Annotated in this window: 17 protein-coding genes; all 17 read left to right on the top strand. The window is 37.7% G+C overall.

Annotated elements, in window-relative coordinates:
- Nucleotides 1–309 precede the first annotated feature (309 nt).
- The 17 genes from PG901_RS08800 to PG901_RS08720 all read left to right on the top strand — a co-directional run bounded on the left by PG901_RS08800 (nucleotide 310) and on the right by PG901_RS08720 (nucleotide 20117).
- Nucleotides 310–1410 carry a polysaccharide biosynthesis/export family protein gene (locus PG901_RS08800; protein WP_271134253.1) on the top strand — a complete coding sequence of 367 codons (1101 nt, stop codon included), beginning with the start codon at nucleotides 310–312 and terminating at the stop codon, nucleotides 1408–1410.
- Nucleotides 1411–1422: 12 nt separating this feature from the next.
- Nucleotides 1423–1854: a low molecular weight protein-tyrosine-phosphatase gene (locus PG901_RS08795; protein WP_271134252.1), complete on the top strand. Its 432-nt coding sequence runs from the start codon at nucleotides 1423–1425 to the stop codon at nucleotides 1852–1854.
- Between the two features lie 45 nt (nucleotides 1855–1899).
- Nucleotides 1900–4164: a polysaccharide biosynthesis tyrosine autokinase gene (locus PG901_RS08790; RefSeq protein ID WP_271134251.1), complete on the top strand. Its 2265-nt coding sequence runs from the start codon at nucleotides 1900–1902 to the stop codon at nucleotides 4162–4164.
- A 113-nt stretch (nucleotides 4165–4277) separates the two neighbouring features.
- Nucleotides 4278–6245 carry a polysaccharide biosynthesis protein gene (locus PG901_RS08785; RefSeq protein ID WP_271134250.1) on the top strand — a complete coding sequence of 656 codons (1968 nt, stop codon included), beginning with the start codon at nucleotides 4278–4280 and terminating at the stop codon, nucleotides 6243–6245.
- Between the two features lie 151 nt (nucleotides 6246–6396).
- Nucleotides 6397–8196, top strand: coding sequence for an ABC transporter ATP-binding protein (locus tag PG901_RS08780; protein WP_271134249.1), 1800 nt, complete (start codon nucleotides 6397–6399; stop codon nucleotides 8194–8196).
- Between the two features lie 34 nt (nucleotides 8197–8230).
- Nucleotides 8231–9289, top strand: a complete 1059-nt coding sequence (rfbB, locus tag PG901_RS08775; RefSeq protein WP_271134248.1) for a dTDP-glucose 4,6-dehydratase — start codon at nucleotides 8231–8233, stop codon at nucleotides 9287–9289.
- On the top strand, nucleotides 9290–10162 hold the full coding sequence (gene rfbA, locus PG901_RS08770) for a glucose-1-phosphate thymidylyltransferase RfbA (RefSeq protein ID WP_271134247.1): 873 nt from the start codon (nucleotides 9290–9292) through the stop codon (nucleotides 10160–10162).
- Between the two features lie 50 nt (nucleotides 10163–10212).
- Nucleotides 10213–10785 carry an acyltransferase gene (locus tag PG901_RS08765; RefSeq protein ID WP_271134246.1) on the top strand — a complete coding sequence of 191 codons (573 nt, stop codon included), beginning with the start codon at nucleotides 10213–10215 and terminating at the stop codon, nucleotides 10783–10785.
- Complete coding sequence (gene rffA / locus PG901_RS08760; RefSeq protein WP_271134245.1) at nucleotides 10772–11902, top strand: dTDP-4-amino-4,6-dideoxygalactose transaminase; 1131 nt, start codon at nucleotides 10772–10774, stop codon at nucleotides 11900–11902. Before PG901_RS08765 ends, rffA begins: the two co-directional genes overlap by 14 nt.
- A gap of 8 nt (nucleotides 11903–11910) precedes the next feature.
- Nucleotides 11911–13062: a hypothetical protein gene (locus tag PG901_RS08755; RefSeq protein WP_271134244.1), complete on the top strand. Its 1152-nt coding sequence runs from the start codon at nucleotides 11911–11913 to the stop codon at nucleotides 13060–13062.
- Nucleotides 13063–13073: 11 nt separating this feature from the next.
- Complete coding sequence (locus tag PG901_RS08750; RefSeq protein ID WP_271134243.1) at nucleotides 13074–14264, top strand: UDP-N-acetylglucosamine 4,6-dehydratase; 1191 nt, start codon at nucleotides 13074–13076, stop codon at nucleotides 14262–14264.
- A 7-nt stretch (nucleotides 14265–14271) separates the two neighbouring features.
- A complete protein-coding gene (locus PG901_RS08745) occupies nucleotides 14272–15411 on the top strand; it encodes a LegC family aminotransferase (RefSeq protein ID WP_271134242.1) in 1140 nt (379 codons plus the stop codon).
- Nucleotides 15412–15424: 13 nt separating this feature from the next.
- A complete protein-coding gene (locus PG901_RS08740; protein WP_271134241.1) occupies nucleotides 15425–16084 on the top strand; it encodes an acetyltransferase in 660 nt (219 codons plus the stop codon).
- A gap of 127 nt (nucleotides 16085–16211) precedes the next feature.
- Nucleotides 16212–17213, top strand: coding sequence for an N-acetylneuraminate synthase (neuB, locus tag PG901_RS08735; RefSeq protein WP_271134240.1), 1002 nt, complete (start codon nucleotides 16212–16214; stop codon nucleotides 17211–17213).
- On the top strand, nucleotides 17210–18385 hold the full coding sequence (gene neuC, locus PG901_RS08730; protein WP_271134239.1) for a UDP-N-acetylglucosamine 2-epimerase: 1176 nt from the start codon (nucleotides 17210–17212) through the stop codon (nucleotides 18383–18385). Before neuB ends, neuC begins: the two co-directional genes overlap by 4 nt.
- Nucleotides 18382–19434, top strand: coding sequence for a nucleotidyltransferase family protein (locus PG901_RS08725; protein WP_271134238.1), 1053 nt, complete (start codon nucleotides 18382–18384; stop codon nucleotides 19432–19434). Before neuC ends, PG901_RS08725 begins: the two co-directional genes overlap by 4 nt.
- Nucleotides 19431–20117 carry an acylneuraminate cytidylyltransferase family protein gene (locus tag PG901_RS08720; RefSeq protein WP_271134237.1) on the top strand — a complete coding sequence of 229 codons (687 nt, stop codon included), beginning with the start codon at nucleotides 19431–19433 and terminating at the stop codon, nucleotides 20115–20117. The genes PG901_RS08725 and PG901_RS08720 overlap by 4 nt, the downstream gene beginning before the upstream one ends.

Here is a 20117-nt window from a genome sequence, read left to right as displayed (position 1 = left end):
TATTATACGCTATTTATCAAGGCTTTGTTTAAGAGAAATTTTTTAAGGCTGTTATTATTTATAATAAGCCATGCTTTATTAGATAGTTATGGGTTTAAACAAGGTCTCTGTATTTGACGAAAGCGACTATAAATTGATTGTTACTCTTACGTAATTTTTACCAAAAACGACCTAATGTTATTCAATGTTTAACCACCTATGTTATTATGGCTTTGTTTTTTTGTGGCTAATGTAGCCATTTAGTATAGTTGTCTCAATTAGTTTAATCGGTAGACGCTACTTATACCTATGATTTATAAAGGTTTTTCTATGTTTTTCAATTCATCAAAGTTATTAAGTGTGGCGTGTCTACTCATGATTAGCCTGGTTTCAGGCTGCTCTAGCATTAATGCAGGCCTTCAAGCAGGTGATCTGCCACCAAGTGGGACATTTATCGCTGAAAATGGTTTGCATTTTAATATCCAACCATTGAACCTAGCGACGCTGCCACCGAAAAAGGCCGTTATCCCAAATAGAGATTTGACTCAGTTAATAAGAAGCTCTGGTCAGGCAGAATATCGCATTTCTGAAGGCGATATTCTAAGTATTGTACTCACAGGCTATCCAAATATAACACCTCTAGCAGCTAGTGATAGCAGCAATCCTTATGTTTCAGGCTTTCCTGTTGATCAACAAGGTTTTGTGCAGTTTCCATTGGTTGGACGTATTAAGGCTAGTGGCATGAGTGTGCCGCAATTTACCGCCAACTTACAAAAACAGCTTCAACGCTATCTTAAGTATTCAGATCCACAGGTTAAGATCGTTGACTACCGTGGCAATAAGTTTTTTATTGATGGAGCGGTGAAGCAGCCTGGAGAGTTTGCGATCGCGGATACTCCAGTTTCACTATATAGTGCAATTTCTATGGCTGGTGGTGCAACATCTACTGGTGACTCGAATAATATTGTGTTTAACCGCAAAGGGGTAAGCTACAATATAGGGTTACAATCGTTGCGTCAGCTAGGGACATCAGCCAATCAAATCTATCTGCAAGATGGTGATTCTATTCATGTAAACAGCCAAGACCGTAATAAGGTATATGTCCTAGGAGAGTTTGGGCGTGTAGAACCTGTGCCTATTTTAGAGCAGGGTATCAGCTTAGCGCAGGTTTTAGGTGAGTCTAAAGGTCTTGATTCTAATACGGCAAATGCAGCCAAGATATACGTTGTACGTGACAACCTAAATACTAGAACGACAGATATTTACTATGTGGATATGCAAACGATTACCAGCTTTGCGCTTGCCAATCGTTTCGAGATGCATGCCAATGATATCGTATACGTTGATCCTACTGGCTTGACGCGTTGGAATCGTGTTATCAGTGCCATACTACCATCGACTTCAGCAGTTAGTATTCTTTCAGGCTTATAGGTAATAATAGTTATGGCGTTTGATAATATTTTAGTCGTATGTGTTGGTAATATTTGTCGTAGCCCGATGGCAGAGGCGTTACTAAAACAACGTTATCCACGTAAGAATATTGACTCTGCAGGTGTTGGCGCTTTAGTCGGTCACCCTGCAGATCCTGCTGCGCTAGAGATCATGACAGCGCAGCAGCTTGATATCACCAAGCATATAGCAAAACAGCTTGACGAAAATTTGGCTAAAAAGGCTGATATTATTTTTACCATGTCAGATGGTCAAACGAAATGGATAGAAGAGCGCTGGCCATTTTGTCGCGGCAAAACCTTTAAGTTAGGTCATTGGAAAAATAAAGATATTGCGGATCCTTATAAACATGAGATGAGTGCATTTAAAACGGCATACCAAGATATTGTTGATAGCCTCGAGCAGTGGTCAGACAAAATTAGTTAACTAGATATTATTAAACGACTAACCTTAAGTGATGAACATACCGTTATGAATACAGATTCAAAAAATTTATCAAACTCTGCCTCTAAAGAAGATAATGACGAAATTGATCTTATGGCGCTGCTATTTGCTATCTTGCGTGGCTGGAAGATTATTGTTTTTTTTGCGGTATTGGGCTTGTTAATTGGTATCTTATATAGCAGGTATGTTAATCCTACTTATCGCTCTGATGCTCTGATTCAAATTGAAGAGAACTCTAAAGGAGTGGCTGCTCTAGGCGCTGATATCTCTGAGCTAATTGGTTCGCAAGCGAGTAAAGCAGAGGCGGAGGCGGAGCTGATAAGGTCGCGTATGATCTTAGAGCCTGTGGTCAATTTATTGCATTTACGTATTCGACTTTCTGATCCTAATATTAGTGCTATCGATAGAATTAAAAGTAATAGCACTGATACACAGATCAATAAACCGGAAGGGGTTTCTCTTAAAACTGAGGATGGTAAAGTCGAGGTCAGTCAGTTTAATGTTTCGCAAGATTATTTAAATCAGCCTTTTACCTTAACGCGCTCTGCGACAGGATTTGTGTTAAGCAACGGGTTTGATGACTTCAAAGGTCAAATTGGCAAGGCCCATCAGTTCAGAGGGACGGATGGTCAGATTCAAATCACGGTTAACGATCTGCCCGCTGATGGATATCCGATTAATATTACTAAACAGTCTCTCCAAACAACGACAGAGCACATAAATACGGAATTATCCGTTTCTGAAAAGGGTAAGCAGACAGGTATTATTCAACTGTCTATGACAGGTGCTAACCAGCAGCAGACTAGTTTGATATTAAAACAAATCGTTTTGTCTTATATTGATCAAAACCAGTCGCGTGGCTCTGAAGAGACCACAAAAACGATTAGCTTTATGGAAACTCAGATTCCAACCTTAAAGAAAAAACTGGAAGATTCTGAAGCGATATTCAATGAGTTCCGCAAAAAGTACGGCACTATTGATGTAAGTAAAGAAGCGGAGTTGCTGTTAACAGAAAGCTCTCAAATTGATGTTCAACTCAACGAGCTTAAATTAAAGAAAGCAGATCTTACGACCTTCTACACAGAAGAGCATCCATTGGTTATGCAAATCAATGAGCAGCTTGCAGTACTTAACGATAGGAAAAATGAGATAGACGATACGATTGCGGGCTTACCTGAGATTCAAAGAGAATTTTTACAGCTATCCGCTGATAGTGCTATTAACAGAGAAATTTATTTAACTCTACTCAAAAACTATGAGCAGCTAAAAATTGTTAAAGCTGGCCAAATTGGTTTTGCCCGTATTATTGATCTTCCTATCAACAACTTTAAAGCGATTGCGCCTAAAAAATTATTGATAATAATCTTGGCTACGCTTTTAGGATCCATGCTTGGAACGATGCTCGTACTGCTTAAGAACATGCTAAGAAATGTTGTCAAAGACCCTGAGCGTTTAGAGGCCAAGACTGGTGTGCCTGTGGTAGCGACGGTTCCACGCTCTCCACTATTAACAAGATTACGTAAGAGTAATAAGAAAGCGCCTAACAGACTACTGGCTTACGTAGATAATAATAGTTTGAGCTATGAGGCCATTAAGAGCTTAAGAACAAATCTAATGTTTGGAATGCCAGCTCAAGGTCGAGCGGGGCAAAGAGCGAAAGTGATACTAATTACTGGTGAAAGCCCTGGTGTTGGTAAATCATTTATCTCTTCTAATCTAACTGAGGTATTTGCTCAGTTAGATAAAAAAGTCCTGATCATGGATGCTGATATGCGCTTGGGTGAGCTGCATAAGATGTTTAGTATGAGTCAAGATAATGGTTTGGCAGATTATCTATCACAAGATACGACTCATTTATCTAAAGATAACGCTCAGGTATCAAAAATTGTTGCTAATCAAGAGGGTTATTTGGCAAGCTTTATTCATCCGACTGGTATAGATAATATCGATTTTATGCCACGCGGTCAGCACCCACGTAATCCGGCATCATTATTAGCTAATGGCAGTTTCGATCATTTAATCAAAGAACTGAATTTGCATTATGATTATATTGTCATTGATTCGCCACCTGTATTGGCTGCTTCTGATGCTATGATTTTATCCCAGTATGCAGATAAAGTGTTAATGGTGGCTCGCTATGATAAGTCTATAGAAGGGCAAGTGGTTTATGCGGTTAATCAGATGAATAAAGCCAATATCAAAGTAGACGGTATTATCTTAAACGATGTACAGCAGGGATTACTAAGTAAGTATAGCTATCATTATAGTTATGCTTACGGCAATAATAACTAATCGTTAGCGGATAGATATAGAATTTTTTAAATATTAATGCTTGAATAAAACAGTTGTTCGTCATGTCAATAGATCCATCAGCCTCATCCAAATCCCATAATGCTAACGCTATAATGTCTACTGGTCTTGCTGAGCGTAGCGCTAAGTTGTTGCTTAGCCTACCTAGAAGCATTAAGCGTAGTATCTTAATGTTAGCTGACTTTATCATGTCAGCCGTTTGTTTATTCTTTGCCATTGCAGCAAGGTATGGATATATAGACCATCATGTAAGCTTATTGGTAATAAGTCTGAGTGCATTGATTCCAGTCTTATGCTTATACGCCATTGGGTTTTATAATGGCGTGGCTAGAGGTTTTTTTGATGCGATGATGGGTAGCGTATTGCAGCTATTTTTTATCCTTATTATCATCGCCCAGGCCATTCTTTATTTTAAACTCCTTCCCGATGTGCCACGTGCCGTACCCATTTTATATTTGTTTCTATTTTTTATCTGGTTGTGGAATAGTAGGCTTACTATCCGTGAGCTTCTAACTCGGCTACAAGGAAAAAGCCAACAAAGCACTAGACAAGAAGGTGGTTATGAGAATGTTGTTATTTATGGTGCGGGAGAGGCTGGAAGGGATCTATTAGAAGGCTTAAGAAACTCACATAAATATAATGTCGTGGCTTATATCGATGATGATCCACAGCTTACTGGTGCTTATTTACTCGGCAAAAAGATTTATCCTGCTCATGAGTTAGTAAGCTTAGTAGAAGAGTTAGATATTGCACAAGTATTTTTGGCTATACCCTCTATTAGCCGCGCGCAAAAAAGACAGATTATAGATAAGCTCTCAGGTATTGCTATAAAAATCAAGGAATTGCCGAGCTTAGAGGAAATCGCTGACGGAAAAGTGACCGTCAGTAGCATGCGCAAAGTAGACATCTTGGATGTGTTAGATAGACAAACTGTTGAACCTGACGCAAACTTGCTGCAGATGAATATCAAGGGTAAGTGCGTCTTGGTCACTGGCGCTGGCGGCTCTATCGGTAGTGAGTTATGTCGTCAAGTGATTAAAAATAAACCTAAATGTATCGTACTATATGAGCTGTCCGAGTTTGCGCTTTATAGTATCCATCAAGAGCTGACCATAAAACAAGCCAATACCACTGCATATCAAAACATTAAAATTATTGCGGTCATCGGTAACGTCACCAATGAATCGAACCTGATTAGAATACTGAATCTCTATCATATACAGACGGTTTATCATGCTGCTGCCTATAAACATGTACCAATGGTTGAGCACAACCCGTTTGAAGGCGTCATTAATAATACCAAAGGCACGTATCACTGTGCGCGAGCCGCGATTGCAGCAAATGTTGAGACCTTTGTACTTATCTCTACCGATAAAGCTGTAAGACCGACCAATGTGATGGGCGCTTCTAAGCGTTTGGCAGAGTTGGTTTGCCAAGCACTTAGCCAAACAAATAGCCGAACCTGTATCAGTATGGTGCGTTTTGGTAATGTGCTAGGCTCGTCCGGCTCTGTAGTACCGTTATTTACCAAACAGATTGAGCAAGGTAAGCCGATTACGGTCACCCATCCTGATGTGACTCGCTATTTTATGACGATTCCAGAAGCGGCAAACTTGGTCATCCAAGCAGGTGCGATGGCCTCAGGTGGTGAGGTTTTCGTGCTTGATATGGGTGAGCCGGTTAAGATTGTCGATTTGGCACAGCGAATGATTCATTTAAGTGGATTTGATATAAAAGATGCTGCCCATCCTGAAGGTGATATCGAAGTGATTTTCACTGGACTTAGAGATGGAGAAAAGCTCTATGAGGAGCTCATCATCGGTGAAGATAATGTCGAATCCACTGATCATCCTCTTATCATGCAAGCAATTGAGCATAGCTTCCCATTAGATGAGCTGGAATCGGTATTGTTTGAGCTTACCGAAAAGCAAAAAGAGTTTGATGTCACTTGGCTAAAGCAGCAGTTTAAGCAGTATGTAGCGGGTTATCAAGAATGCAGTACTAATACTCATGACGTTCTAATATCTAGAATAACCACTCCTAATAGTAACATACCGTCTTAAATAAGTATTTCTGATAATTAGTAGTTTTTATACTTGTAATCGAATTTACATATATTTCGAAAAGAACTATATATTAGTTGCTTCAATATTGTTTATTGAATGACTAAACAAATATTTCATATCTTTAGTTTAATTTTATAATGAGATTTGTATGTTTAATATGATAAAGGAGTTGTTCTCGCTGCTTTCACGGCAACAAGTCAGACAGTTTTATGTATTACAAGTTTTAGTTGTCATTATGGCCTTTACAGAGCTATTAGGTATTGCCTCTATCGCTCCCTTTATGGCATTAGTAGGTGATATAAGTTTACTACAACAGGAAGGTGTTTATTCCAAGCTTTATCAGTTTTCAGGGATAAATAGCCCTGTTGACTTTGTATTTGCTGCCGGTTGTCTAGTGCTTTTAATGCTTACAATATCTACTATAGTGTCTATGCTCACTACTTGGCGTTTAGCGGTGTATGGGGCAAGTGTGGGTACAGAGTTGGCAGACCGCTTATACTCTTACTATATGCAGCAATCTTGGTTATTTCACGCCAGTGGTAGTAGCGCCCAGCTTACCAAGCAAGTATCTACTGAAGCTAATAGAATCAGTGGAGGTATTATTCAGCCTTTGATGAGTCTTAATGCTAAGTTAGTATTGGCCTTATTTATCTCAGTAAGTATCTTTATCTACAACCCTATTATTGCTCTAGTAGGTATATTTGCCTTTGTTTTAGCCTATATTATTATGTACAAGCTCGTGCGTAAGTCTCTCATACTTAATGGGCGTAGACTATCAGAAGTTTCTACGCAAAGATTTAGATTAATGAATGAAGGCTTTGGTGGTATTAAGGATGTATTGCTATTAGACCGTAAGTATGACTTCATAGATAGGTTCACAGAGGAAGGTGGGTTGCAAGCTCGCGCGCAGGGAACGAATAATACGATTAGCCTAGTGCCAAGATTTTTTGTTGAGCTGCTGGCTTTTGGAGCTATGATTAGCTTAGTACTCGTCTTAATAAAGAGTTACGATGGAAACTTAGGGCAGGTGCTTCCGGTATTAGCTATTTATGCATTAGCTTGTTTTAAACTACTGCCTGCTTTACAGCAAATTTATTCTAGTATTACACAAATTAAGGGGAACTCAGCAGCTTTTGAAGCTGTCAAAGAGGATTTACAGCAATCGAAAATAAATCAGAATGAGCTAAATGAAAAAACAGTATCTCCAAAATTAAAGTTTGAGCAGCAAATTAAGCTTGATAATATTACTTTTGCTTATCCCAACAAACAGAATTACGCTCTCAATAATGTCAGTATCTCTATTCCTATTAATCATGTGATAGGCATCGTGGGCTCTTCCGGCTCAGGTAAATCTACTTTAATCGATATCATTCTGGGTCTACTGCCTCCTCAATCTGGTCACATTTATATTGATGACACGCTTATCACTGGAAATAATATAAGGGGCTGGCAAAATAACTTAGGTTTTGTGCCCCAAAGTATATTTTTGAGTGAAGGTAGTATTGCTGAAAATATTGCTTTTGGGATATCCGCTAATGAGATTGATTATAATCAAGTGCTGAAGGCTATTGAGCTGGCACATTTAACTGAACTAGTTGAAGAGTTACCTAAAGGACTTCATACCAAAGTGGGTGAGCGTGGAGTACAACTTTCTGGCGGTCAGCGCCAGCGCATTGGTATTGCTCGAGCCCTTTATAATCAAGCAGATGTTTTAATATTTGATGAAGCGACCAGTGCGCTTGATGGTATCACTGAGAAAATCATCATGGATGCTATTCATGATTTTAGTGGCCAAAAAACTATTATTATGATTGCTCATCGCTTAAAAACGGTAGAAAAATGTGACATCATCTATCTTATGGAAAAAGGAAGTATTATTGACCAAGGTACTTATAAAGAGCTTGTAGATAATAATCCTAAATTTAGAGAGATGGCTAAGCATTCTTAGCTTCTTATAATAGGGCATATATAAAGGTTTAATCATGAAAATATTAGTTACAGGTGGCGCAGGCTTTATCGGCTCTGCTGTTATTCGCCATATTATCCATAATACAGAAGACGAAGTCTTAAATATTGATAAGTTAACCTATGCGGGTAACTTGGAATCTCTTAAAGAGATTGATCAAAATCCAAGATATACATTTCAACAGATTGATATTTGTGACAAAGAAGCGTTAGAAAAAGCATTTAATAGCTTTAAACCCAATCTTGTGATGCATTTAGCAGCAGAGTCACATGTAGATCGCTCTATCGATGGGCCTGCTGAATTTATTAATACCAATATCGTCGGTACTTATCATTTATTAGAGGTTGCTCGTCAATACTGGCAAAATCTTGACGACCTAGATAAACAACAGTTTAAGTTTCATCATATCTCTACCGATGAGGTTTATGGCGATCTAGAAGGCACGACGGATTTATTTACTGAAACCACCTCTTATGCGCCAAGCTCACCTTACTCTGCGTCTAAGGCGAGCTCTGATCATTTGGTTCGCGCCTGGCATCGTACCTATGGCTTCCCTATATTAGTTACTAACTGCTCTAATAATTATGGTCCTTACCATTTTCCTGAAAAGCTTATTCCGTTAGTTATCTTAAATGCTTTAGAAGGGAAGGCTTTACCTATTTATGGTAAAGGGGACCAAGTTCGTGATTGGTTACATGTAGAAGATCATGCAAGAGCGCTTTATAGAGTAGTGACTGAAGGCGCCATTGGTGAAACTTATAATATCGGCGGTCATAATGAAAAGCAAAATATCGAAGTAGTCAAAACCATTTGTCACATCTTAGATGAACTAAAACCACAAGAAAGTGGTCAGCCGTACGAATCATTAATTACGTTTGTAAAAGACCGCCCAGGACATGACTTGCGCTATGCTATTGATGCCAGCAAAATTGCCAATGAATTAAATTGGACACCGACAGAGACGTTTGATAGTGGTATTAGAAAAACAGTCGAATGGTATTTGAATAATATGGAGTGGTGCAGTCGCGTCCAAGATGGCAGCTACCAACGTGAAAGACTAGGAGCAGGTGAATAAATGAATACAAAAGGTATTATTTTAGCAGGCGGTTCAGGTACGCGCCTTTATCCCATTACTAAGGGTGTCTCAAAGCAGCTGCTCCCTATCTATGATAAACCAATGGTTTATTACCCTTTATCAGTAATAATGCTTGCTGGTATTAGAGACGTATTAATTATCAGCACGCCAGATGATATAGACGGTTTTAAGCGCTTACTTGGCGATGGCAATGAGCTTGGCATCGATATCAGCTATGCGGTGCAGCCGAGTCCGGACGGCTTAGCGCAAGCATTTATTATTGGTGAAGAGTTCATCGGTGATAGCAATGTGTGCTTGGTGCTTGGTGATAATATCTTCTATGGCCCAGGTTTTTCTCCACTACTACGCAAAGCAGCAAGTCAAACCTCAGGTGCTACTGTATTTGGCTATCAAGTTAAAGATCCAGAGCGTTTTGGCGTCGTGGCATTCGATGAAGATAAGCGCGCGATTTCAATAGAAGAAAAGCCTACACAGCCTAAATCAAACTATGCGGTGACCGGTTTATACTTCTATGATAATGATGTTATTGAAATTGCTAAACAAGTTAAACCTTCTGATAGAGGCGAAGTCGAGATTACTACCGTCAATCAGATGTATATGGAACGTGGTGATCTCAATGTGGAGCTGCTAGGTCGTGGTTTTGCTTGGCTAGATACAGGTACTCATGAAAGTCTTATCGAAGCGGGTATGTTTGTAGAAACTGTCGAGAAACGTCAAGGCTTTAAGATTGCTTGTCTAGAAGAAATTGCTTATAACAATGGCTGGCTCAATAAAGGTGACTTACAAAAGATCGGTAATGAATTAAGTAAAAACAGTTATGGTCAATATTTATTAGACCTAATATCTTTATAATAAATTTTTGATAAGATTAATTAGTATATTATCTTTTGGAGCTATTTCTTATGGCATATTTAACACAAACTCAATTAGAAGATATGGGATTTAAGTCTATTGGAGAAAATGTAAAAATCAGTGATAAAGCTAGTATATACAATCCTGAAACTATAGAAATTGATGACAATTCAAGGATTGATGATTTTTGTGTTTTGTCTGGCAAGTTAATTATAGGAAAGTATGTTCACATAGCGCCACAATGTCTGGTAGCTGGAGGTGATGAAGGAATTACATTTAGTGATTTTTGTGGCTTAGCTTATCAAGGACAAATTTTTACTCAATCAGACGATTATACTGGACTCAATTTAACTAACCCTAATATACCAAGTAGATATACTAAAGTTTTTAAGAAAAAAGTATTTTTAGGTAAGCATGTGATTATCGGTGCTGGATCTATGGTTTTCCCTGGTGTTCATGTTGCTGAAGGCTGTTCAGTGGGTGCAATGACACTAGTCAATAAAAGTACGGAAGCCTGGGGTATATATGTGGGTAATCCAGCTAAAAGAGTTAAAGAAAGAAAAAAAGACTTACTCATATTAGAAAAACAGTTCTTAGAAGAGAGAACAAATGATCATATTTAATAAACCACCTTATACGGGTAATGAAGACCAGTACGTATTACAAGCGATGCGTAGTGATAAAATGTCTGGTGATGGGCCTTTTACTCAACGCTGTCATACTTGGTTTGAATCTAATCTACCTTGTAAAAAAGCGCTGCTTACGCCGTCATGTACTGCCGCTTTAGAGATGGCGGCTATTTTGGTTGATATTCAACCAGGTGATGAAGTTATTATGCCAAGCTATACCTTCGTTAGTACGGCTAATGCTTTTGTACTACGGGGTGCAAAAATAGTATTTGTAGATATTCGCCCAGATACGATGAATATAGATGAATCCAAGATTGAAGCAGCTATTACCGATAAAACCAAAGCTATTGTGCCTGTACATTATGCGGGTGTCAGCTGTGAAATGGATACCATAATGGATATTGCACAGCGCCATGAGTTATATGTCATTGAAGATGCTGCGCAAGGTATGATGAGTACTTACAAAGGACAGGCGTTAGGTACTATCGGCCACCTAGGTACTTTTAGCTTCCATGAAACCAAGAACTATACTAGTGGCGGTGAAGGTGGTCTATTAATTATAAATGACGAAAAGTTTAAAGAGCGAGCTGAAATAATTCGTGAAAAAGGCACTAACCGCAGTCAATTCTTCCGAGGTATGGTCGATAAATACTCGTGGGTAGATATCGGTAGCAGCTATTTACCTAGTGATATTCAAGCTGCGTATCTTTGGGGACAACTTGAAAAATCTGACGACATAAATAAAAGTCGTTTAGAAAGCTGGTCTTATTATTATGAGCAGCTTCAAGACCTTGAAGAAGCTGGCAAGATAGAACTTCCTACTATACCGAACGATTGTAAGCATAATGCCCACATGTTCTATATTAAGGTTAAAGATATAGAGGTTCGAACCCAATTAATTCAACACCTTACAGATAATGGTATTTCCGCTGTCTTTCATTATATACCTTTACATAGCTCTGTAGCAGGACGAGATTTGGGTGTATTTTATGGTAAAGATAAATTTACAACTGCAGAAAGTGAAAGACTGGTCAGACTGCCTATGTGGTATGGCATGAATACTAAAAACCAAAATAATATTATTTCATTTATCTACGACTTCTTTCTATGAGAAAAGCTATGTTTGATTCAAACTTAAAGAAAAAACATGTCTTTCTAGCTAGTGCTGACCCACATATTATAAATTTAATATTGAACTTAACTCAAAAATCTATACTTAACAAAAAAGATGTAATTCTGCTACTGGACACCGTAACAGCTAAAAGTAAAGAGATTGAGACTTCTTGTAAATTATACAATATAAAATATTTCTATTATGAAGATATAAAGTCTATAAGCATTCAGCCTCTTTCTCTAAACTCAATAAGCTTACAGCCCGATAATGCGAAAACAATTAGGAGTCTTATAAATAGAAAAGAAGTTGATGCAAAAAAAGTGAATATTCTAATTACTGATGACGAAGTAGATAGATGGTTATCGCTTTACAATAGAGAAGGTAAAATTGCAATTAATACCTCAGCACTAATTGATGAAAATGTGTTGAAAGTTTTATCAGTCGTAGATAACTATATTGCTCCATATACTACTTGGGGAAAGCCCTTAGAGAATATTCTTGGCAGAAAATTAAATATCATTGATGCAGTATTACCCTTTAATGTACTCGATTATCAGTCTCAAGAATTTTTAGAAGCTTTCCTTAATAGTAGGAAAAGAGACAAAAATTTATCTACATATAAAGTATTACTATTTACAAAGCCTCAAAATACAAGAAAAGTTTTTAATATCATTGCCTCGTATTTATCTGGCAGGATAGAAATACCATCTAATTTGGATATAACAATAGGTACATGGTTACCTTTGAACCCTAAAGGTATGATGCTATACATGTCATTAAAAGCGCTTATTAAACTAAAAAATCTACCCATATTATTAAAGTTGGAGCAGCCTGTTTCAAGTGAGCAATATGCTTTAATGCTACACGAGTACGACTGCCTAATTTTGCAAGAACGAGGTGGTTTTTCAACAGCAAAGTATTTTACTGAAAATATAGGAAAGCTCATTACATTAAAGAACTCATTTAATGATATGACACTAAGTCTGGACTATGGGATAGAGACTTTTAGTAGTAAAACGTATATAGATGCTCTAAAACATGTAATAAATACATCACAAGAAGATGAAGAAAATATTAATAGGTTTGCTAGTCTACTTACCAAAAGACATGATGAATCGTTTGATACTCTAAGAGATTACTGGAATAGCTTTCAATAAATAAGGTCAATATGAACTCAATCCTAAAACTAATCGGTAGAGAAAAAGAGCTTTTTACTACCGATATACAAGAAAAACAACAAGAATTGCACGATATTGTATCTGCCTATAGATTTCTAGTACTGGGTGGTGCAGGTTCAATTGGCCAGGCAGTTACTAAAGAAATCTTTAAGCGCAATCCAAAAAAGCTGCACGTTGTAGATATCAGTGAAAATAATTTAGCTGAGTTGGTTCGTGATATTCGCAGTTCATTTGGCTATATTGATGGTGACTTCCAAACTTTTGCACTGGATATAGGTTCAGTTGAATATGATGCCTTTATTAAAGCAGATGGTCAGTTTGATTATGTATTAAACCTATCCGCATTAAAGCATGTGCGTAGTGAAAAGGATCCCTATACCTTAATGCGTATGATTGATGTCAATATCTTTAATACAGACAAAACACTGCAGCAGTCTATAGAAAGTGGTGTTAAAAAATACTTTTGTGTTTCCACAGATAAAGCAGCTAACCCAGTAAACATGATGGGCGCTTCAAAGCGCATCATGGAGATGTTCTTAATGCGCCGCAGCTTAGATATAAATATCTCTACGGCTCGTTTTGCCAATGTAGCCTTCTCTGATGGATCCTTATTACATAGCTTTAATCAGCGTATTGAAAAACGCCAACCCATTGTTGCGCCTAATGACATTAAAAGATATTTCGTGACCCCTCAGGAGTCTGGTGAGTTGTGTTTGATGTCTTGTATCTTTGGTGAAAATAGAGACATTTTCTTTCCCAAGTTAAGCGAAAACCTACATCTGATTTCTTTTGCAGATATTGCTATCAAGTACTTAGAACAAAAAGGCTATGAACCAGTATTATGTAGTAATGAGGATGAGGCACGCGAGCTTGCTAAAACGCTTCCCGAACAAGGCAAATGGCCCTGTTTATTCACAGGTAGCGATACTACTGGCGAAAAAGACTTCGAAGAATTCTTTACCGAGAATGAAGTGTTGGATATGCAGCTATTTAATAACCTTGGTGTCATTAAGAATGAAGCGATCTTTGACTCTGGCTTACTTACAGAGTTCGAAACCAGCATTCAAAGTATGAGAGACAAACGTGCTTGGGACAAACAGTCTATTGTTGATCTATTTTTCAAAATGATTCCAGATTTCGGCCATAAAGAAACTGGAAAATATCTTGATGGCAAAATGTGAGAATAACATGCAAACGGAACTTATAAAGTTAGTCCAAAACATTTACTCGACTAATGAATTCATACCCTTACATGCGCCTAATTTTTCGGGTAACGAGCAGAAGTATGTCACAGAAACCATAACCAGCACCTTCGTCTCAAGTGTCGGAAAGTTTGTGGATGAGTTTGAACAAAAAGTCCAACAAGTAACTGGGTCGGCAAAAGCTATAGCGACTGTGAATGGTACTGCTGCACTTCACTCAGCATTATATTTAGCAAATGTAAGAGCAGGCGACCTAGTGATCACGCAAGCATTGACTTTTGTTGCCACTTGCAATGCCTTATATCATATGGGTGCTAAACCCATCTTTATCGATATAGAACGTAAAGCATTTGGCCTGTGCCCTGTAGCTACAGAGCAATGGCTATCTGAAAATGCTTTTATAGACGAACAAGGTCAGTGTCGACATAAAGATAGTAAAGCTGCTATCAAAGCAGTCATGCCAATGCATACCTTTGGTCATCCTGTGCAAATTGACGAATTATTAACAGTCTGCCAAAATTGGAACCTAACTTTAATTGAAGATGCAGCTGAGAGCTTAGGCTCGTATTACAAAGGCAAGCATACGGGTACCTTAGGACGCTTTGGTGCTTTAAGCTTTAATGGTAATAAAGTTATTACCACGGGCGGAGGTGGTATGATTCTATGCCAGAATCGAGAAGATGGAATCAAAGCGAAGCACCTTACGACTACAGCAAAAGTTCCTCATCCTTATGAGTTTTATCATGATGAGGCAGGGTTTAACTATCGTATGCCTAACTTGAATGCAGCTTTAGGCTGTGCACAAATCGAGCAGTTAGAAGCAAAACTTGCCAGCAAACGCCTTATAGCAGAGCAGTATTTACAGTTCTTTGAAAACACTGATTACTGCTTTGTAGTGGAGCCTGAATATGCTCGTTCTAACTATTGGTTAAATGCTGTCGTTTGTCCTGATGCAAGCGCTCGCGACTCTTTGTTAGAGACTACTAATAAGCAAGGTGTTATGACTCGTCCCGTCTGGCAATTAATGCATCGCTTACCTATGTTTGCTAATGAGTTAAAAGGCGACTTAGCCAACTCTGAATGGGCAGAGGCTCGACTTGTGAACTTACCTAGCTCTCCTATTTAAAAAGGACTTTAATATGAAACAGGTATATATAATTGGGGCAAGTGGCTTTGCTGCAGAAGTTACAGAATATCTTAAAGCAGACAAAGGTTATGAGGTATTAGGTTATTTTGACTTACAAGTAGATGACTATAAAAGGTATGGATTTGAGGCCCCCTTTTTACATTCTGAACGTGACTTTAATTTTAAGTCTAATGACAATATCATAATTTCTATCGCTGATCCTAAAATTAAGGGTAATTTATATAAAGAATTAAAATCTAGAGAAGTTTGCTTCCCAAAGTTCATTAGTAATCATGCTTATATATCTTCGGACTGTTCGATTGGTGATGGGGCTATTATATGTCCTTTTGTCACAGTGACTTCTAACGCTAAAATTGGCTATAACTTTCATGCTAATATCTACAGCTATGTCTCTCATGATTGCGTTATCGGCAATAATGTAACATTTGCACCCTCTGTTAAGTGCAATGGCAATGTTATTATCGAAGATAATGTATACATAGGCACAGGTGCTATTATCTTTCAAGGCACACCAGAAGAACCTCTAATTATAGGTAAAAACTCAGTTGTAGCAGCAGGTTCAGTGGTTACAAAAAGCGTGACTGAGAATATGACTGTATTTGGAAGCCCTGCTATTGAGTTTACTAAAGAAAACTTAAAAAGAAGATATTGATGATATTTTTTTACTTGATAGCCTTTTAGTCATGCTTTACCTACTTCATAAGACCATTGAATATCATTCTTCTTTTTATGACAATTAAAGCGATACTCCTCACATTTTTTATTAGGGAATTGAAATAATGCAGAAAGTTTTTATCATAGCAGAAGCAGGCGTTAATCATAATGGCTCGATAGATTTAGCGAAGCAGTTGATTGATGTTGCAGCAAAGGCAAACGTTGATGCTATTAAGTTCCAGACCTTTAAAACTGAACTTTGTATCACAAAAGATGCAGTAAAAGCTGATTATCAAGTACAAAATACTCAAAATTCTAGTGAGAGCCAATTTGATATGGTTAAAAAGCTAGAGTTGACTGAAGACGTACATAAGGAACTTATTTCTTATTGCAAAGAAAAAGATATATTATTCCTTTCAACAGCTTTTGACCACTATAGCATTGATTTTCTAGACTCTCTTGGTATAGGAACATTCAAAATACCCAGTGGTGAAATCACTAACCTTCCCTATCTGGAGCATATAGGACGCTTAAATAAAAAAATAATCCTATCTACTGGTATGGCGACATTGGGTGAAATAGAAAGTGCATTAGATATTTTAACTGGCTCGGGAACCTCTCGAAATAATATTACCATTTTGCATGCTAATACCGAATATCCTACGCCTATGGAAGATGTGAACTTAAAAGCAATGGTAACTATAGGTCATGCTTTTGATTCTAAATATGGCTACAGTGACCACACTTTGGGCATCGAAGTGCCTACTGCTGCAGTTGCTTTAGGCGCCACTACTATCGAAAAGCACTTTACCTTAGATCGTAACATGGAAGGTCCAGATCACGCTGCAAGTTTAGAGCCTAATGAGTTGTATAGCATGGTGAAAGCTATAAGGAATATTGAAAAAGCTTTAGGCACTGGCATAAAAAAACCAAGCCCTAGTGAATCTAAGAATATTTTAATAGCTAGAAAATCGATAGTAGCCAAAGCTAATATAAAAAAAGGTGATGTGTTTACTGAAGATAACTTAACGATAAAAAGACCTGGTACAGGCATTAGCCCTATGCGTTGGAATGAGTTGTTAGGCAGCCGTGCTTTGAAAGACTACAATGAAGATGAGTTAATATGATGAAGATTTGTGTCGTTACAGGTACTCGAGCAGAGTATGGGTTACTTTATTGGCTCATGAAAGAAATAGATTCGGATTCTGAATTAGAGTTACAGATCATAGTAACAGGGATGCATCTCAGTCCAGAGTTTGGCTTAACTTATAAGGTTATAGAACAAGAGTTTAATATCAATAAAAAAATTGAAATGCTGTTGTCCTCAGATACACCTGTAAGTATCTCTAAATCAATAGGGCTAGCACAGATTAGCTTCTCCGAAGCTTATGATGAGCTTAAACCTGATCTTGTTATATTATTAGGCGACCGTTATGAAATATTCGCAGCAGCTACAGCTGCTATGGTAGCTCGAATACCCATAGCTCATTTACATGGTGGTGAAACTACTGAAGGTGCCTTTGACGAGGCTATTCGCCATAGTATTACTAAGATGAGTCACTTACACTTTACTGCTACAGATGAATATAGAAGACGAGTAATTCAACTAGGAGAAGCTCCAGAAAGAGTATTTAATGTTGGCGGTCTAGGTATCGAAAATATTAAACGTCTTAATTTGATGAGTAAAGAGGAGTTTGAAAACTCTATTAACTTTAAGCTAAATAATAAAAATCTATTAGTTACCTTTCACCCAGTTACTCTGGAAGAATCTACTACTGAACAACAGTTCATGCAGCTATTGAATGCCTTAGATACGCTAATAAATACACATATAATATTCACTAAAGCAAATAGCGATACTGATGGCCGTATTATAAATAAGCTTATTGATGACTATGTAAATAGCAATCCTAGCAAGTCAGTAGCCTTTGCTTCCTTAGGGCAACTCAGATTTTTAAGTGCCTTACAGTATGTAGACGGTGTTGTGGGAAATAGCTCCAGTGGATTAGCTGAAGCTCCTAGCTTTAAAATTGGTACAATAAACATTGGCGATAGACAGAAAGGAAGAATAAAAGCTTCTAGTGTCATTGATGCTGAACCTGATTACCAAAGCATACTAAAAGCTATTGAACATCTTTACTCAGATTCATTTAAAGAAACGCTTATAACTACAAAGAATCCTTATGGCGAAGGGTCTGCAAGTAGTGAGATTATTCAAATTATTAAAAATACTTCTTTAAAACATATCTTAAAGAAAAGCTTCTTTGACCTACCATATAAAAATCTGGAGTTGTCATGACCGATTGGCAAGACGTGGTATTAACCCCTCAATCAGATATTCGTGATGCTATGCGTACTCTAGATGAAACGGCGCTTCGAATCGCGATAGTTTGTGATGAGAATAATAAGTTAATAGGTACAGTGACTGACGGTGATATCCGTCGGGGGCTACTAAAGAATAGTGATATGCAAGACTCTGTCAGTGCGGTAATGAATCAGAGTCCAAGAACTGTTACCCGATCTCATACTCGTCAACAGCGCATAGAGATTATGGATCAGTATGATCTTCTTGCACTGCCGATTATTGATGATAAAAACCATTTGGTTGGCTTAGAAACCCTACACCAAGTTTTACAGCCTAAAAAACGTGACAACCCCGTGTTTATCATGGCAGGAGGCTTCGGTACTCGCCTTCGCCCTCTTACTGATAACTGTCCAAAACCAATGCTCCGCGTTGGTGATAAGCCAATGCTTGAGCACTTAATTAATCAATTTAGAGTATTGGGTTTTTACGACTTTTATATCTCTACTCATTATATGCCAGAAATTATCCATACACACTTTGGCAATGGCAGTGAATGGGGTATTAATATAACCTACATTCATGAGAGTACACCCTTAGGTACTGGTGGTGCGCTAGGTTTACTCCCTAAAAACCTACCAAAATTACCATTGATTATGATGAATGGTGACGTATTAACCAAAATTAATTTTACTGAGTTATTGAGTCATCATGAGTCAAACAATTTGGATGCCACTATGTGTGTTCGAGAGATGGAATACAAGATTTCTTATGGTGTCGTTGAAAGTGAGGATGGTCTGATTACTAATATGGTGGAGAAACCGACTTATCGTTATCATATTAATACGGGTATATATGTACTTAGTCCTGAATATGTTTCTTCTGTCAAACCAAACACTCAAATTGACTTACCGACTTTACTGGAGCAAAGAATAGACACCGATAAAAAGGTCGGCATCTATACTACTCATGAGTATTGGTTAGATATCGGACAAATGACTGATTATCAGAAAGCTCAACAAGATATTAAAGGCTTTTACTCATGAAAATAGCCATCATCCCTGCTAGAGGAGGGAGTAAACGTCTCCCAGGTAAAAATATAAAATTATTAGGTGGCAAGCCTTTGATAGCTTGGACGATTGAAGCCGCTATTAAAAGTAATATTTTTGATCATATTTTTGTTAGTACTGATAGTGAAGAAATTGCAAGCGTCTCTAGAGATTACGGTGCAAAAGTTCCTTTTTTAAGACCTGCTGAGCTTTCAAGTGATAGAGCAACTACCAATGACGTTGTGACTCACTTGATAAGTTGGTTTGAGAAAGAGTATAGTCAGGAGGTTTCTAATATAGCTATTTTACAGCCTACTTCACCTTTGAGAAATGCTCAACATATCCAAGAAGCTTTTAAAGTGATGGAAATGAAACGTGCTAAAGCAGTTGTCTCTGTCTGTGAGCTTGAACATCCTATTCAATTCTGCAATCAGTTAGGAGTTGATGGGTCTATGGATGGATTTATAGAGCTTGGTGATATGAAAAGAACTCAAGATCTTGATCCTATATATAGATTGAATGGTGCTATATACTTTCTCTCTCGAGAGTATGCAAATAGATTAAGCGAGCTATATAGTGAAGGCACTTACTCTTATATAATGGGTTTAAAGTCTTCTATAGATATTGATGTAGATTTAGATTTTAAATTGGCTGAGTTTTTTATAACAAACGGAGATTAA

The sequence above is a fragment of the Psychrobacter sp. ANT_H3 genome (genome assembly GCF_027919975.1).
In the GTDB taxonomy this organism is placed as follows: domain Bacteria; phylum Pseudomonadota; class Gammaproteobacteria; order Pseudomonadales; family Moraxellaceae; genus Psychrobacter; species Psychrobacter maritimus.
This window is presented reverse-complemented; position numbering and strand designations above follow the sequence as displayed.

Excerpts from the sequence above, each read along its gene's own strand:
- PG901_RS08755 (WP_271134244.1), top strand. The coding sequence starts at position 11,911 with ATGTTTGATTCAAACTTAAAGAAAAAACATGTCTTTCTAGCTAGTGCT.
- PG901_RS08765 (WP_271134246.1), top strand. The coding sequence starts at position 10,213 with ATGGCATATTTAACACAAACTCAATTAGAAGATATGGGATTTAAGTCT.
- PG901_RS08750 (WP_271134243.1), top strand. The coding sequence starts at position 13,074 with ATGAACTCAATCCTAAAACTAATCGGTAGAGAAAAAGAGCTTTTTACT.
- PG901_RS08795 (WP_271134252.1), top strand. The coding sequence starts at position 1,423 with ATGGCGTTTGATAATATTTTAGTCGTATGTGTTGGTAATATTTGTCGT.
- PG901_RS08720 (WP_271134237.1), top strand. The coding sequence starts at position 19,431 with ATGAAAATAGCCATCATCCCTGCTAGAGGAGGGAGTAAACGTCTCCCA.
- rfbB (WP_271134248.1), top strand. The coding sequence starts at position 8,231 with ATGAAAATATTAGTTACAGGTGGCGCAGGCTTTATCGGCTCTGCTGTT.
- PG901_RS08725 (WP_271134238.1), top strand. The coding sequence starts at position 18,382 with ATGACCGATTGGCAAGACGTGGTATTAACCCCTCAATCAGATATTCGT.
- PG901_RS08790 (WP_271134251.1), top strand. The coding sequence starts at position 1,900 with ATGAATACAGATTCAAAAAATTTATCAAACTCTGCCTCTAAAGAAGAT.
- PG901_RS08780 (WP_271134249.1), top strand. The coding sequence starts at position 6,397 with ATGTTTAATATGATAAAGGAGTTGTTCTCGCTGCTTTCACGGCAACAA.
- PG901_RS08800 (WP_271134253.1), top strand. The coding sequence starts at position 310 with ATGTTTTTCAATTCATCAAAGTTATTAAGTGTGGCGTGTCTACTCATG.
- neuB (WP_271134240.1), top strand. The coding sequence starts at position 16,212 with ATGCAGAAAGTTTTTATCATAGCAGAAGCAGGCGTTAATCATAATGGC.
- PG901_RS08745 (WP_271134242.1), top strand. The coding sequence starts at position 14,272 with ATGCAAACGGAACTTATAAAGTTAGTCCAAAACATTTACTCGACTAAT.
- PG901_RS08785 (WP_271134250.1), top strand. The coding sequence starts at position 4,278 with ATGTCTACTGGTCTTGCTGAGCGTAGCGCTAAGTTGTTGCTTAGCCTA.
- rfbA (WP_271134247.1), top strand. The coding sequence starts at position 9,290 with ATGAATACAAAAGGTATTATTTTAGCAGGCGGTTCAGGTACGCGCCTT.
- neuC (WP_271134239.1), top strand. The coding sequence starts at position 17,210 with ATGATGAAGATTTGTGTCGTTACAGGTACTCGAGCAGAGTATGGGTTA.
- PG901_RS08740 (WP_271134241.1), top strand. The coding sequence starts at position 15,425 with ATGAAACAGGTATATATAATTGGGGCAAGTGGCTTTGCTGCAGAAGTT.
- rffA (WP_271134245.1), top strand. The coding sequence starts at position 10,772 with ATGATCATATTTAATAAACCACCTTATACGGGTAATGAAGACCAGTAC.